This is a genomic window from Novosphingobium subterraneum (assembly GCF_000807925.1).
In the GTDB taxonomy this organism is placed as follows: domain Bacteria; phylum Pseudomonadota; class Alphaproteobacteria; order Sphingomonadales; family Sphingomonadaceae; genus Novosphingobium; species Novosphingobium subterraneum.
Map to the genome: position 1 here is coordinate 73,859 of NZ_JRVC01000033.1, position 14,099 is coordinate 87,957.

The following is a 14,099-nucleotide window of genomic DNA, read 5'->3' on the forward strand; positions in this document are numbered from 1 at the left end:
TTAGATTCGGTTCTGCGTTCGGGATGAAGTGTAGTCTTTAGCTAAACAACGCGGGCAATCGAGCGCTTCGAGATGGCGGTCAGTCGGTCTGGCCTTCGGCCGACATAAGAGAATCGTTTTCAATTAGGTCGGCCAGCGCTTCCAGGGCCGATGCAACGTGGATGCCCGGCAGGTATGCGCCGTGCGAGTCAATGATATCAAGAGCTTCCTGCAACTTGGCGAATGCTTCGGACAACATTAAACATGACCCTCAATTGGCCCGCGGCCAGTCTAGACGCTGCCAATTTGGAACTACTAGCGTCAATGTACCCGAATTGGAATAGTTTGGTGAAAATGGCGTAAATCCGGAACAGCTCATAGCTCTAAAGTGCATATTGCCGCGCATGGTTTTGGAGCCTCAAAGTTGAGTTGCCGGGTGGACGACGGGTGAATGTTTGCCGGCGTTGCTGTTGGGCAAAAGGGGTCCCTCCAACGCCGACAACAATCCGTGCAAGGATAGGGGCGACAGGGCGGAGACAGTATTTACTCCGATAGAATGAACATGCGAGTTCGGTTCGCCCATTCAAATTATATACTAAGAACCAGGAAACTTCTTACATCACAGGGAGTGAGGGATTCTCCTGCGGCTTCAACATGATGCGCCAGAGAATTTGACGTAGCGTCCTCGCTTTTCGCCTGAGGCGCAGATTTATGCCGAAGCCCGCAAAAGAAACGGGCGCATAAATCGCGACAGAACTCGCGAGGTCCTTGACGGAAAAGAATTCTTATGGAGTAATGCTTGGGAATGGGGCTTAGTATTGATGCGTAGACTAAGCAGGGGGCGGCGGAATGGAGCAGCTTGATCGCCGGACGGTCGCGGGAATTGCGCAGATGCTGTTGCGCTTGTCCGATGAAGATCCCGAAGGACGCGAGCTCGCACTTGCGGGTGGGGGAGCGAGTGATGAGCGGCTCCTTGCAAGAGTTCGAGACGAACAGGTTCGCCGGAGCAAGCGGCACAAGTTCCTGGGTATCTCGCGCGACCTCTTTTCCGACCCAGCTTGGGATCTTCTGCTTGAGCTTTATGCGGCACGGCTGGATCGTAAGCGCGTGTCGTCCTCGACCATGGGATTGGAGGCCGGCATTGCGCAGTCCACGGCGCTGCGCTGGCTTGGATACCTTGTAAATCTAGGTCTGATCGAAAGGACGCAGGACCCACACGATAAGCGCCGTCAATGGGTCGTGATCAGCGATAGAGCGGCTGCGGGCATGCGCCGGTATTTCAGCTGATCGAAAACAAGCTGGCGTGAGCGTGCGACCGGGGCTCTCTCAGGCAAGTGGCACCAAGGCGCGCCTCCCCCTGCAATCGAGGTTAGGCTTGACGTCGCCCGATTGGCGAGGGATGGCGACAAGATTGGCGCAGCCTGCAGCTATGGCTGGGCCGCGCAAACGCGGTCGGTTGGCACAGTGCACGCGGCCTCGTCATCGCGAGAAGAACAGGCTTGGCGTCGGTGTTTGCGCGGCTTCTGCAGGAGGGCGGGACGATGCAATAGTCGCTAGTGCTTGCTCGACGAGTGCATGGGCATCCGCGGTCAGGGTGAGGAAGATCCGACGCCCGTCAATTTCGTCCTTGTGCCGTTGCAGAAACCCGCGCCGTTCGAGGAACTTGATCCACCTGGTGATTGACGAGCCCGGCACGCCGGTAGTGTTTGCGATGGCCCCCGGGGTGCGAAGCTTGCCTGATCTGAGCCCGACATAGACCTCGAGAAGGATGTCGAAAGTGGGGTCGCAATGAAGATCGACATTGGCGAACAAGGCGGCAAGCTGCTGGCGCATGTTCAACTCCGCAGTGGCCACCCAGATCAATGAGGCTTCGCATCGCTGGTCGGCGCCTTGCGCGAGAGAAGCAAGGGCCATGGTCGAGGCGAGCTCTATCATGGGAGCAACCTCGCTCGCCGCATGCTGAAGATTCCTTCGGATCCGACAATAAAGTGCTCAGCAAGATGAAGTCCTTGGTTGACCGCCATCTGATGCAGAAGCGCTGTTGCGCCGATATCTGCCGCGCTGGGACGAGCAGAGCCATTTGGATGATTGTGGGCCATGACAATCTTGTTGGCGTGAAGCTTTCGGGCTTGGTGCAGCAATCGTTTTGGCTGGATGGCAACGCGGGACCGGTTCCCCGATGCGGTCACATCGATCCCGAGGCAGGTCCCGTCTGTGCCGAAGAACAGGACAAGCATCTGTTCGAGAGGTGCGGTGCCGAGCCTTTGTTTGAGGAAGCTGGCAAGAACGGGCGAGATGCCAGCATCTGGTACGGAGCTCCAAGCGTCTGTCCTGCGTGCAGATGCAGACTGTTCGCGCGAACGGTTTCCAGCCTTCTCACGCAGTGATCGCAGATATAGAAGCGGTTTTTGCGCAAGGCTGGTACGGATGTCGAGGGGACGTGCGAATGTGAGCCTGCCGCTCAGAATGCGGTTGCACCAGTGACTCTTCGGTCGCGCACTGCAAACCATGTACCAAGGGCGAGGATGGCCAGTTGGATCCAGGACGGCGCACGCATCATCAAGGCGTAGGCAAAGGGTGCGTAGCTTGTTGCGAGCAAGCGCACGAAATGCGAAAGGAAAGCAATGAGCTGTGCGCCTGCGAACCATAGTGGCCACCATTTTCCGGACACCAAGGCGAGGGCGGTCATGGCTATCAGGACCAACCCGTCGATCACGAGATAACCCATATCCATCTGCTCGAAGCGCATAGGCTTCGCGCCGAGAGCGGCGTAGAGCGGCGATGCGAGCAGAAGGCAGGCCATGACCAGCGCGCCTCGCTTTTCGGTCTGGCCGGCACGGCGCCAAGCGTAGACCGTAATCAGTGTCAGTATGAGAATCTGCAAAGCGTAGCGCACAGTGCCAGAGTGCCTGTCTGCTTTTGCAGGTCAAGGGCGATCAGGCGGCCATGGCCTCGTTGCGGCCAGTGTCGATGGCCCCTTTGATCGGGGGGCATTCGCCATAGTCCGCAGCCATCATTTCGCGACCGAGGGCGGAAAGCTCGCGATGGACGCGCAGAAAGTCGCTGCTGGCGCTGACCAGGGCCTGCTGGCTTTGGATAAGCTTTGCGATCGCGATCTGCCCGGCGTGGGCGGGTACATCCCCGCCGGTGCGTGCGGCAAGCAAGGTCTGGAGCACGGCAGTGGTTGCCTGGAGTGCCTGGTCGATTGCCAGTTCAGCAGTCGGAACTTCGCGGGCGAGCCGCGCGGCGGCAACGGTCTTGGTCATGGTCATCGCAAATCCCCTGCCGCTTTGGTAGCGGCGCAAGCGTGTGGACATACGAGGCCTTTTACTATCCGAGGAGCGCTACGACGCTCTGGGTTACGCTCATGCCGATCAGGGCTACCACCACAATAAGCAGTGCAAAGACTATGATCAGGCCTAAGCGCACCAGAGGGCTCGTCGGAACTGCAAGGTCCCGAAGGGCAAGGCGTTGCGCTTGCGGCTCGGGCCATGGTGACGCTCCTCCCTGGGCAGGACCGGGGAAGAGGCCAATGTCCTCGAACATGAGCAACCGCTCCGTCTCGTCCTCGCCACCTTCATCCGCGATTGGTGTGTCGCTGGCGACCTGTGCAAAGCCACCTGTGGAATTTACACAGGTCAGTTTGAGCTGCGCATAGACACGTGCGGTGTCGCCGCGCCGGGTCGTGCCGAGGCGCAGGCGGGCAGCAGCAAGGCGTTGGTCCACGGCCGATGGTGAAATGCCGAGAGCTTTCGCGATTTCCTTGTTGCTCTTGTGCTCGAGCAGGAGGTCGAGAACCTCGCACTGTTTGGCCGAAAGACCGGCGAGATCATCGGACCAGCGGTCATCGTCGCGGGAAACGGGGATTTCGAGACGTGTGGCCATTCAGTATGGTTAACAGAAATGCCCAAAAGGGGGAACGGGGCTCGATGTAAAATCCATGTTAACGGATTGCGGGGATTACGTCGAATGGCTGCTCGTGCTGGGGCCTCGAGCCGATGGTTGGCCGCAAATCTCGTCCAGCTTGCGCTCCCAGGCCAGGGCGTGGGTGACGATAGTGTCCAGATGATCATAGCGCGGGACCCACGGCAGCGTGGCTTTGATGCGGCTGTTGTCGGAGATCAGCGCGGCGGGATCGCCTGGACGGCGGCCCTGCATCTCGCGCATGATCTTGCGGTTGGTGACGCGATCGACCGCGTCGAGCACTTCGAGCACCGAGAAACCGCGACCGTAGCCGCAGTTCATCGTCAGCGATTCGCCGGGATCGGCAATTAGCGCCTGCAGTGCCAGAACATGGGCGGCGGCAAGATCGGAGACGTGGATGTAATCGCGCACGCCGGTGCCGTCGGGGGTGTCGAAATCGCTGCCGAACACGCCGACCGAGGCGCGCTTGCCCAGTGCCGCCTCGACCGCGACCTTGATCAGATGCGTTGCGCCCGCGGTCGACTGGCCGGTGCGGCCCTGCGGATCGGCGCCGGCGACGTTGAAATAGCGCAGCACGCAGTAGTTGAGCGCATGGGCGGCGGCGACATCGGACAGCATCGCCTCGGTCATCAGCTTTGACATGCCATAGGGATTGATCGGGCGCTGCGGCGTGTCCTCGGTAACGGGCGAAACCTCGGGCGTGCCATAAGTTGCTGCGGTGGAGGAGAAGATGAAGTGCGGCACGCCCGCCTCGACCACCGCGGCGATCAGTGCGCGGCTCTTGGCGGTGTTGTTGTGATAGTACTTGAGGGGGTTCGAAACCGATTCGGGCACGACCACGGAACCGGCAAAATGCATGACCGCGCGCGTACCCTGTTCGGCAAAGATGCGCTTGAGAAGGTCGGCGTCCTCGATATCGCCTTCGTAGAACGGCACGCCATCGGGCACGGCGAAGCGGAAGCCGGTGACCAGATTGTCGATCACCGCGACCGGATGGCCCGCGTCCCTCAGCGCCAGCACGGCGTGGGCGCCGATGTAGCCTGCGCCGCCAGTGACGAGAACGGGAACCTTCGACATTTAGAGCATCTCCAGCAGCAATATGTGCAAGTTTGCCAGCAAGGCTTTACCTTGGTCGGCCGTACATTTCCCTCGAGATCGCCGGCAGACAGCAATGCGAGCCAGTCTGGAAATTTCGAGCGTCTTCATCGGTGCGCTATGGCATGAAGAATAAAGAGCTGCAAAGGTCGACGATCTTGCAGCGTATGCGAGATCGTCCCAAGCGTCTCGCGATCGAATTTGCCAGATCCATATGTGGCACTGAGCCAGTTTTCCAGATCGCTTCGCGGCTTCACCCAGAAGCGGCGACATCGTGGAGCCTTGGGCGTTCCTCAGGAATTGATCTCCAAGATAGCCCGTCGAACTAGGCTTCGCTGTTGGCGCCATCCGGATGTTCCTGCGCTCGCCGAAGCAGTCGGCAGGGTTCCGATCCCGATGTCAGGTGACAGCTGGTGTCGCTTCTTCTCCCGGCGTCTGTTCAGAAAAGACACCAGCTTGCGGCCTTCGACCGCTGTAACCGTAGTCCTGACAGAACTTTCCGTCGCAATGCCAGAAGGGTGCGTTGCGGGGCAGGCGCTTATCGCTCGTGACTTGTCAGTGGCTTCATTGACCCAATGGTCGCAGCAGGGAAGGAACCCGTTTGAGAAGAGCGTCAGTCTGTTCCGCGCGACCGGGCTCTGTTGGTGGTGACGGCGAGGTGATCGCAGTGGCCGGCAGGAGCGACGCGGGAAACGGCAGACCCCGGTCGTGCATCCATAACCAAGGACGTCGGCGTGATGCCGGCCAGCACTTGTTGCGACGCCTGTCAGTGGGCTACGCCTTTTCCAGACGCGAGCGGTTCGACATCGACACCGATTTTCAGGGACAGTGGAGTCCAATCGCCAAGCCGCGCGTCGGGCAAGAGCTCATGAGTTGTTTACACTTTAGTGGATACAGTGGCGCGGAAACCCAATTGCGGCGAGTGCGTTTGTTTCGTCAGTGCGTGACAAATCCGCCCCGGCGGCTTTTCCGCCTAGAGGTGAAATGCTGAGGTCGTTCGCATCGGCAACATGTGCGTTGCAATATAATCCGAATCGTGCATAAGCGTACAACGAAAGATAGGAGCATACACATGGCAGTTCTCAAGAAGGCGTGTTCGGCCTTGGTAGTGGCGGGCTTGCTCGTATCCGTTCCGGCTGCGGCGGCACAGCGTAAGCCTGCATCGGCCCCATCGGATGTTCGCACGTCAGCGAAGATCAAGAAGGGCGAGAAGGCAGTTGATACGGCTGTAATCGTTGTGGGCGCACTGGCTGTTGGTGCAGCTGCCTACGGTATTGCCAAGGCTGTCGAGGGAGCCCCCGCGAGCCCCTGAAGCGCACCTGCCGCTTCAGATCCAAGGAAACGCCCCGAAAGGGGCGTTTTTTTTGGCATTTGTCTCGCCCGCTCACCGAAATGTCAGTCTGGTCGCCGCAGGCGAGTCACGGTTCGTCGCCTAAACTAAAGATATAGCTTGCTAGCATAGCTCGTTGGTTGGACGGCCTATGCACGTTCTCGAATCCTTGGGTTAAAAGGCGATTTCGCGCATGCTGCAGGATCAACGGTCGTTGAGGAGCGGGAGCAGAGTGGCCTGATGAGCAGATACATTTTGCAAGTGCGAAAGGTCTTCGTTAGAGTCCGGGGTTCTACGTATCCCTTGGCGGCGATTGTGCTGGTCTGGTAGAAACCAAACCTGAGGGGCAGAAATTGTGGAATACAGGCCAATCATTGCCGCCCAGTCGACGGTGCGGATTGTTCCCACGCCAGCAGCTCCCGGCTTTGTCCGGGTAGTGTTGGTTTCGAACCGCTATCTCCTGGGCATTGCGCTAATCCTCGTCGCGCTGGTGCCGCTGTTTCTTGATGCGCTCCATGACACGTTTCGGTCCCGCGTCCGGACCGACATTGCATTGTTGCCGACATACATCGCGTCCTTTGGAGCAGTGTGTCTCGGGCACCTGTCCTTACGCCGGATTGCGGTGCTTCCCCTCGTTTCCGGCGCCAGTCTGATCTTTCCGACATTTCTCGCAAGTTTCACGGTGGGCTTCTTCGTTCTCTTCATTCTGCGCATACCCCTAGGACTGCCGCATTTGTTAGGCAGCTTCGTAACGGCCTGCACATGGTACTTTTTTGCGTCGGTGATGCGTGCGAGGTATGTCCGACCGATTGTCGGCCTGGTAGGAGTTTCGCCTACAGAAGCGGCGCAGCTTTCCGAGCGAATTCATTGGCAGATCCTGCGCGAGCCCCGCCTGCCTCAAGGGATCAGCGCAGTAGCATTCGATCCCCACTCCAACTTGTCGATGCGCTGGTCCTCCTTCATCACGAGGCTCGTGCTGCAGGGCGTACCAGTCTATCACCTCGCGCACATGGAAGAAGGGTTGACGGGCCGGGTCAAGTTTACCGAGCATTCGGATAACGAGTTCGGGGCGTTGCTTCCGTCATTATTTTACCTCAAGATCAAACGTGTAATTGACGTGGTCGTGGCGTTGCTCGCACTTCCATTTGTTGCTTGCATAGTGGCGCTCGTCTCCGTTTTGATCAGGCTTGAATCCCCCGGGCCAGCAATTTTTTGTCAGGTACGGATGGGGCATAGAGGTCGCCCCTTCGTCTGCTTCAAGCTTCGCACCATGCACACGGCCATGGACGGGCCGGCATTCACGGAGGAGGGGGACCGGCGTGTGACGCGCCTTGGTGCTTATCTGCGAAAGTGGCGAATTGATGAATTGCCCCAGGTCTGGAACGTGGCGCTGGGAGAAATGAGTTGGATTGGCCCTCGTCCGGAAGCCATAGGGCTTGCACGGCATTATGAACGCCATGTGCCGTTTTACGGCTACCGACACGCCGTGCGGCCGGGTATTACCGGTTGGGCCGCTGTGCACCAAGGCAATGTTGCCATGTTGGAGGCTGCACAAGAGAAGTTGGAGTTCGACTTCTTCTACATCCGTTACTTTTCGTTCTGGCTGGACGTGCTGATCGTTCTCAAGACAATTCGAACCGTCTTGACTGGATTTGGATCACGTTAGGATCCCGAACCTGCGGATCCTAACGCTGCTGGCTTGAGCAATCAGGCTGACTCTCAGTGGCCCCGGCAACACGAACATAAGGGGTCAAGAATGGATGAACGCTTGCCGAGAAGGGTTGCACGAGTGTCGGCCAGTTCACAAAGGTCGCGGGTTTCAGTCCCGCTAACGGGACTGTTGTGCATCGTAGGAATCGCTTTCCTTTTCGGCGGTAGCGCGCGACCCGATGTGCTCTCTTTGTTGCTTTTGCGGCCATTGTCCATTTTGGCATGTGGTGCCGCATTGCTGACGCTCAAGCGCGAGCATCTGACGGAAAACTGGGCGATCATTGCGTGGTCGACAGCAATCCTCATTCTCGTGATTTCGCATCTTGTGCCGCTGCCCCCACAAATCTGGCAAAGCTTGCCCGGACGGCAGATAATTGTGGAGATTGATGAGGTGACAGGCATTGGCCCTGTCTGGCGGCCGCTATCGATGGCGCCGAAGTGGACCTGGAATGCGCTTTGGAGCCTCGCCACGCCATTGGCCGTAATCCTGTTCGCGATACAACTGTCGGCCCGCGAATTGCGCTTGGCACTGACGAGTGTCGGCCTTGTGGTCGTTCTGAGCGCGATTTTGGCCGTAGCGCAGCTGGCGTCCGACCCCGAAGGGCCCCTGTATCTCTATGCGGTAACCAACAATGGAAGTGCGGTAGGTCTGTTTGCGAACCGGAATCACCAAGCCTTACTTTTGGCGGCAGGATTTCCCGTGCTTGGGCTCTGGCTCGCACAACTAAGTGCCAGGCGACGCACAAATGCACTTCTCATTCGCGTAGCGTGGATTTCTGGTGCGCTCTTCATCATTGCATCCCTGCTAGTGAATGGATCCAGGTCCGGTCTCGTGATGGGAATTTGCGCAGCAGTCATGACTTGGGCGTTGTCCCTCTTTTCGGCTCATCCTGTCGAGCAGCGCGCTCAAGATCGTATTATGCGTTGGCTGACCTGGGGGGGAGGGGCCATCTTGCTGGTTTTTCTGATCGCTTCTGCCGTTTCCTCTGACCGGGCGGTTGTGTTCAGCAGGTTGATGAATTCGGAGTTGGTCGATGATGCGCGCATTCGCAACCTTCCGGCAACGGTGGAAATGTTGCGGGACGTCTTTCCGTGGGGGAGCGGGATCGGCTCGTTCCAGCCAGTTTTCCAGATTTACGAAGGCGACGCCATGATATCGCCAGTGTACATGAATCATGCGCATAACGACTGGCTCGAGGCGATTGCAACCGGGGGGATTCCGGCCGCACTACTGCTCATTGCCCTCCTGGTAATCGTCGTTTTTCAGGTCTTTGCCCTTGCTCGAAGGAACGGGTCAGACCGTCTGCTTTGCGGCACCGGGCTGATCCTGCTCTTGCTTTGCGCGATTGGCTCGCTTAGCGACTATCCAGTGCGGGTGCCGGCGATAGCGGTGCTCATGGCCTTGGGTCTTGTTTGTTTGCGGCCCCCTCGATTGCAATCCGACGGAGCGACAGTGCAGGTAATGACACAGCAAAACCGACGGAAACACTCATATGCAGCGTAGCAGGTTCATTCTCGCAATTGGGTTGATGGCAAGCCTTGCAGGGTGCGGCGGAAAAGTTGTGCTCGGCGGAGACCCGCAGCTCTCGGTGCTGGATGCAACGGAGCTTCCTGTACCTCGTGGGGCAGATCTGTCCGGCGGCGTTCAGCCCTATTACGTTGGTGCGTTCGACCGACTGACGATTGATGTATTCGGCATCGACGAGCTTGCGCAACGCGATATCCAGGTCGACGCGAACGGCAAGATTTCCTATCCCCTGGTCGGTGTGATCGACGTTGCTGGCAAGACGGCAGGCGATGTCGAGAAGCTACTCACAGAGCGACTGAAAGCGTCGTACATACGCGACCCTCAGGTAACCGTGAACATCAAGGAGATGGTCAGCCGGGTGGTGACGGTCGATGGCGAAGTCAAAAGACCGGGTATCTACCCTGTGGTGGGGCGCATGTCGCTTCTGCGGGTCATTGCCAGAGCTGAAGGGACGAACGAATTTTCAAAGCTCGATGATGTCGTCATCTTCCGCACGGTTGCGGGGCAGCGTTACGCGGCCCTCTACAACCTCGATGCGATCAGGCACGGGGCTTACCCCGATCCTGAAATCTACGCCAACGATGTGGTGACTGTGGGGGACTCGCGCTCGCGGCGCCTGTTCAAGGACATTCTGGCCGTATTCCCGGCGCTTGCTACGCCGATCGTCATTGCGGTCGATCGCCTGGCAAATTGAGCTATCGGAACCCATTGACATGATGAATAGCCAAATTCCCATTGCCAGCGATCGTGGCAATGATCCCAGCCGGTCGGCGGACTTGATGCAGGGGGCAGAGTATGATGAAGCTTGGCTGTCCCCGCTGCTTATGCAATATTGGCAGGCGGTCCTGCGGTGGCGATGGATTATCGCTGCCATCATAGCTGCAGCGCTTGTAGCCGGAATGGTTATCACGTTGATGACGCCGGCACGGTACACCGCAAAAACCCAGATCGAGATTAGCCGCGAACAGAAGAAGATTACAAATGTCCGCGGTATTGAGTCCGATACTGAGGCGAGGGATATCGAATTCTACGCGACGCAATATGCGTTGCTCAAGGCTGAGTCCCTGGCCGAGCGTGTTGTGCGCAAGTTGCGCTTAGCCGGTGACCCTGCGTTCCTGGCAGCGCATGGACTTGAGCCGCTGCAGGTCAGTGGGCCGAATAGTGCAAGACAGAGATCAGATGCCGAGCAACGCCGGGCGATTTCGATCTTGCTGTCTAACATAGAGGTGTCACCAATTCGAGCATCCCGCCTGGTAGACGTCTCTTATACGTCACGATCGCCGCAATTGTCGGCCAGAATTGCCAATGCCTGGGCGCAAGAGTTCATCGGATCGTCGATGGACCGGCAATTCGCCTCGACTGCAGACGCACGCAAGTTCCTTGAAGAACGACTTGGACAACTGCGTCAGAAGGTCGAGCAAAGCGAGCGCGATCTCGTCACCTACACTTCGGGCAAAGGCATTGTCACTCTGGACGCCATGCGAGATGCGGACGGCCGTACCTATACCCAGCGAACTCTGGCGTCTGCCGATCTGGAGGCGCTTAACCAGGCGTACATAGAGGCTAGGACAGAGCGGATTGCTGCTGAGAGCCGAGCGACCGTAGGTTCCGTTGACAACAGTCCTGAAGTGCTTACGAACCCGACAATTACGGCACTGCGCACGCAACGGGCGGAAGCGGCGGCGCGTTATGCAAAGATCCTCGTCCAATTCGACGCTAGATATGCAGCGGCGCGCGCCATCAAGCAGGAGATGGATGCGCTCGATGCAGCAATCCAGAGAGAGACGGCGCGGGCGGCAGGGAGCCGGGGGCAGTCCTATGCGGAAGCGTTGAAGCGAGAACGCGATCTTGAGGCCAAGGTGAACGCCCTCAAAGCGGAACTGACGCGCCAGCGAGAGGCCTCGATCCAGCAGAACATCTACCAGCGGGAAGTCGATACAAACCGGCAACTCTACGATGCGTTGTTGCAGCGCTACAAGGAAATTGGCGTAGCTGGCTCGGTAGGGGTCAACAACATAGCTATTGTCGATTCGGCGAAAGTGCCAAGCGGCCCGTCATCGCCAAAAATGTTGCTCAATCTCGCGGTTGCTGCACTGGCCGGCTTGATACTCGCCGCAGCAGTCGTGTTTGCGCTCGAGCAGATTGACGAAGGCATTCGGAATCCGGAGGACGTCAGGAATTTTCTCAAGATTCCACTGCTCGGTAACGTCCCAATGACAGAGGAATCGCCGCTTTCGGAAATTCAGGACCCGAAGACGGGCATGTCCGAAGCGTACTTCAGCGTCCGCTCTACCTTGGCTTTTGCGACCAATCACGGACTCCCTAAGTCCTTCGTCCTTACCAGCACGCAGCCAGGCGAGGGCAAGTCGACCTCTGCTCTTGCGTTGGCGGAGGTGATCGGGCGCACCGGCAAGTCCGTGCTCCTGATTGACGGCGACTTGCGTTCCCCATCCGTGCATCGCTACGTGGGGATCGAGAACAAGTCAGGGCTAAGCAACTTGCTTGCTGGAGAAGACCTCGCTGATCAGATCCAGCAAACGGATCACCGGGGATTGTGGGTGCTTCCTACAGGTCCGATCCCTCCTAGCCCGGCAGAGTTGCTGAGTTCGGACAAGTTTGGTCAGCTAATCACAACTTTCCTTGACCGCTTTGACCATGTGATTGTTGACGCACCGCCAATCCTCGGTCTTGCTGATTCGCCGCTCATGGGCCGGGCAACCGAGGGTGTTGTCTACATTGCGCAAGCAGAGCGCACCTCGCGCCGTGCAATTCGAGCGAGCCTGCAAAGGCTCCGTGCAGTTGGAGTGCACGTCTTCGGCCTAGTTGTGACCAAGGTCGATTTCTCGAAACATTCGTACGGCTACGGCTACGGCTATGGTTACGGCTATGGTTACGGCTATGGGATCACCAAGGAGCAGTCGTGATTGGGCGGATGCAAGGAGTAAGGAGCAGGAACTGATGAACTCTGTTCTTTGCTCGGTCGGCATTAGCACTGTGGCGGCAGCCTTGGGATGGTTGGCGACAGTTGATGTCGCAAGCCAAGTTGGCAGTTCGGCACCGGCTTTGCTCAGGCGCGCGGCGTTTTTAGAATTAGAGGACCTTCCTGTCGCAACGGCTCTCGGCGGAAAAGCAGACATCGAAATACGGGCAAGGAAATGGCTCCAGGCAGAGCCGTTGACGGCCGCCGCTATCCCTGTGGCCGTCGGCCCGGCAGGCAATGCAACCGAAAGCGGCGTATCAGTCGCCGCTCTTAGGCTTGCTGAAACGGTTTCTCGTCGGGTTCCCAAGGTGCAGCTTGAGCTTGCTACGCTCGCCGCGCAATCGGGAAATCTTACCGACATGCTTGTGCATTTCGATCGCGCGCTTCTCGTGGATCCGTCCTTGGAGGGCAGATTGCTCCCGCCATTGATTCCCGCACTTGCGGACCCAAAATTTCGGATAGCTTTGAGGCCTTTAGCGGGACGAACCTGGCTGTGGAACTTCGGAAGGATGGCGGCCGCCGCGCCCGGGGGACATGTTAACGCAGCGCGACTGTTTTGGGAGCTTGGTGCGGATGAAGGGAGAGCGCCCCGAGAGTTTGTGCCCGTAGTGATTCGAACCTTGGTCTCCTCCGGCAACATTCAGTCTGCGCGAGAGTTCGTGCTTAAGAACGGGAAGTTGCAGCCAAGTCAGCTCGATGCATTCTCCCCAACGAAAGCAAACTCAAACCCGGACTACGTTCCGTTAACCTGGGATGTCGCGGACAACGAAGTGGCACTGGTCAAGCTGGAACCGGAAGGTCAATGGGCAGCCTCAATCGAACCTGGGCGGCGAGCAAGGTTGTTTAGACGGACGACTTCATTCGCTGAAGGACAATATCGTGTTGAAGTCCCGGTGCGGTCTGGATCTGAACCAGTGTCGGTTTCCATACAGTTGAGGTGCTTGCCGGCCAATTCGCGGGCTTCTGTCGAGATGTTGGCATCGATCCAGCCGAATGAGACCCGTACACTAATCCTTAACCCGGCTTTTTCCCCGGACTGCCGGATTCAGGATTGGGTGATAGAGGCCTCGGCTCCGGATGCACAGATGCCAGCGTTGTTGATGGCAGCTGGTGAAATGGGTGTAAAACCGCTCGCGCGTTGAGTGATCAGATTTTTGCTTTCTGCTGTTGACCGCCTACTGGAGAAATTTGAATTTTGTAGGTAAAACTTCTTGGCGTCGCTAAGCTTTAGAGAGCGTGTTTCAATACTATCCTGTGTAAAATCATGACCCGGCTGCTCCGCGCGCGAGAGAGCTGGTCCGGGGCGATTTACAGCCAAGCTGTCGCTGACGCGATGGTCTGCTCGAAGACCTCGAAGCTCACGCTGCCGAAGACGATCTAGCGGCCGAAGCGGCTGCGACGAAGGCGACGAGTGTCACCGGTAAGCGTGGCCTAAAGGCCGCTGGTTAGTAAGCGTGGCCTAAAGGCCGCTGGTTAGTAAGCGTGGCCTGAAGGCCGCCGGTTAGGCGGCCTCTGCGATCAGCGGCTGCTGGCTGGAAGTCCAGTGCCAGGGC

General features: G+C 58.2%; 14 protein-coding genes. 7 read left to right on the forward strand and 7 right to left on the reverse strand.

The window, feature by feature from the left end:
- Positions 1 to 79 precede the first annotated feature (79 nt).
- Entirely contained in the window at positions 80 to 238 is a 159-nt protein-coding gene (locus NJ75_RS24610; RefSeq protein WP_156452179.1) for a hypothetical protein, read from the reverse strand.
- A gap of 590 nt (positions 239 to 828) precedes the next feature.
- Here NJ75_RS24610 and NJ75_RS21845 point away from each other — a divergent pair.
- Complete coding sequence (locus NJ75_RS21845) at positions 829 to 1,266, forward strand: MarR family transcriptional regulator (protein ID WP_052242744.1); 438 nt, start codon at positions 829 to 831, stop codon at positions 1,264 to 1,266.
- 192 nt (positions 1,267 to 1,458) lie between these two features.
- Here the strand turns inward: NJ75_RS21845 and NJ75_RS21850 are convergent, their stop codons facing one another.
- The 6 genes from NJ75_RS21850 to galE form a co-directional block, all read right to left on the reverse strand.
- Positions 1,459 to 1,914, reverse strand: a complete 456-nt coding sequence (locus NJ75_RS21850; RefSeq protein ID WP_039338293.1) for a MarR family winged helix-turn-helix transcriptional regulator — start codon at positions 1,912 to 1,914, stop codon at positions 1,459 to 1,461.
- Positions 1,911 to 2,489: a JAB domain-containing protein gene (locus NJ75_RS25455; protein WP_169745760.1), complete on the reverse strand. Its 579-nt coding sequence runs from the start codon at positions 2,487 to 2,489 to the stop codon at positions 1,911 to 1,913. Before NJ75_RS25455 ends, NJ75_RS21850 begins: the two co-directional genes overlap by 4 nt.
- Positions 2,441 to 2,875 (reverse strand): hypothetical protein, encoded by a 435-nt coding sequence (locus NJ75_RS24845; protein WP_039338296.1) that lies wholly within the window; start codon positions 2,873 to 2,875, stop codon positions 2,441 to 2,443. Before NJ75_RS24845 ends, NJ75_RS25455 begins: the two co-directional genes overlap by 49 nt.
- Positions 2,876 to 2,915: 40 nt before the next feature.
- The gene (locus NJ75_RS21865) at positions 2,916 to 3,251 is read right to left on the reverse strand and encodes a hypothetical protein (protein WP_039338297.1); all 336 of its coding nucleotides are present in this window, start codon (positions 3,249 to 3,251) and stop codon (positions 2,916 to 2,918) included.
- Positions 3,252 to 3,309: 58 nt separating this feature from the next.
- A complete protein-coding gene (locus tag NJ75_RS23585) occupies positions 3,310 to 3,864 on the reverse strand; it encodes a helix-turn-helix domain-containing protein (RefSeq protein WP_052242745.1) in 555 nt (184 codons plus the stop codon).
- A gap of 75 nt (positions 3,865 to 3,939) precedes the next feature.
- Positions 3,940 to 4,980 carry a UDP-glucose 4-epimerase GalE gene (gene galE / locus NJ75_RS21875; RefSeq protein WP_052242746.1) on the reverse strand — a complete coding sequence of 347 codons (1,041 nt, stop codon included), beginning with the start codon at positions 4,978 to 4,980 and terminating at the stop codon, positions 3,940 to 3,942.
- A gap of 1,090 nt (positions 4,981 to 6,070) precedes the next feature.
- Between galE and NJ75_RS24615 the strand changes: the two genes are divergently transcribed.
- The 6 genes from NJ75_RS24615 (at position 6,071) to NJ75_RS21900 (ending at position 13,688) form a co-directional block, all read left to right on the forward strand.
- A complete protein-coding gene (locus NJ75_RS24615; RefSeq protein ID WP_156135933.1) occupies positions 6,071 to 6,310 on the forward strand; it encodes a hypothetical protein in 240 nt (79 codons plus the stop codon).
- 373 nt (positions 6,311 to 6,683) lie between these two features.
- A complete protein-coding gene (locus NJ75_RS21880) occupies positions 6,684 to 7,994 on the forward strand; it encodes a sugar transferase (RefSeq protein WP_156135934.1) in 1,311 nt (436 codons plus the stop codon).
- Positions 7,995 to 8,273: 279 nt separating this feature from the next.
- Positions 8,274 to 9,542, forward strand: a complete 1,269-nt coding sequence (locus NJ75_RS21885) for an O-antigen ligase family protein (protein ID WP_039338303.1) — start codon at positions 8,274 to 8,276, stop codon at positions 9,540 to 9,542.
- 25 nt (positions 9,543 to 9,567) lie between these two features.
- Positions 9,568 to 10,260: a polysaccharide biosynthesis/export family protein gene (locus NJ75_RS21890; protein ID WP_230487953.1), complete on the forward strand. Its 693-nt coding sequence runs from the start codon at positions 9,568 to 9,570 to the stop codon at positions 10,258 to 10,260.
- Between the two features lie 19 nt (positions 10,261 to 10,279).
- Positions 10,280 to 12,490, forward strand: coding sequence for a GumC family protein (locus tag NJ75_RS21895; RefSeq protein ID WP_039338305.1), 2,211 nt, complete (start codon positions 10,280 to 10,282; stop codon positions 12,488 to 12,490).
- A gap of 34 nt (positions 12,491 to 12,524) precedes the next feature.
- Positions 12,525 to 13,688, forward strand: coding sequence for a hypothetical protein (locus tag NJ75_RS21900; RefSeq protein ID WP_039338308.1), 1,164 nt, complete (start codon positions 12,525 to 12,527; stop codon positions 13,686 to 13,688).
- The last annotated feature ends 411 nt before the right edge of the window (positions 13,689 to 14,099 follow it).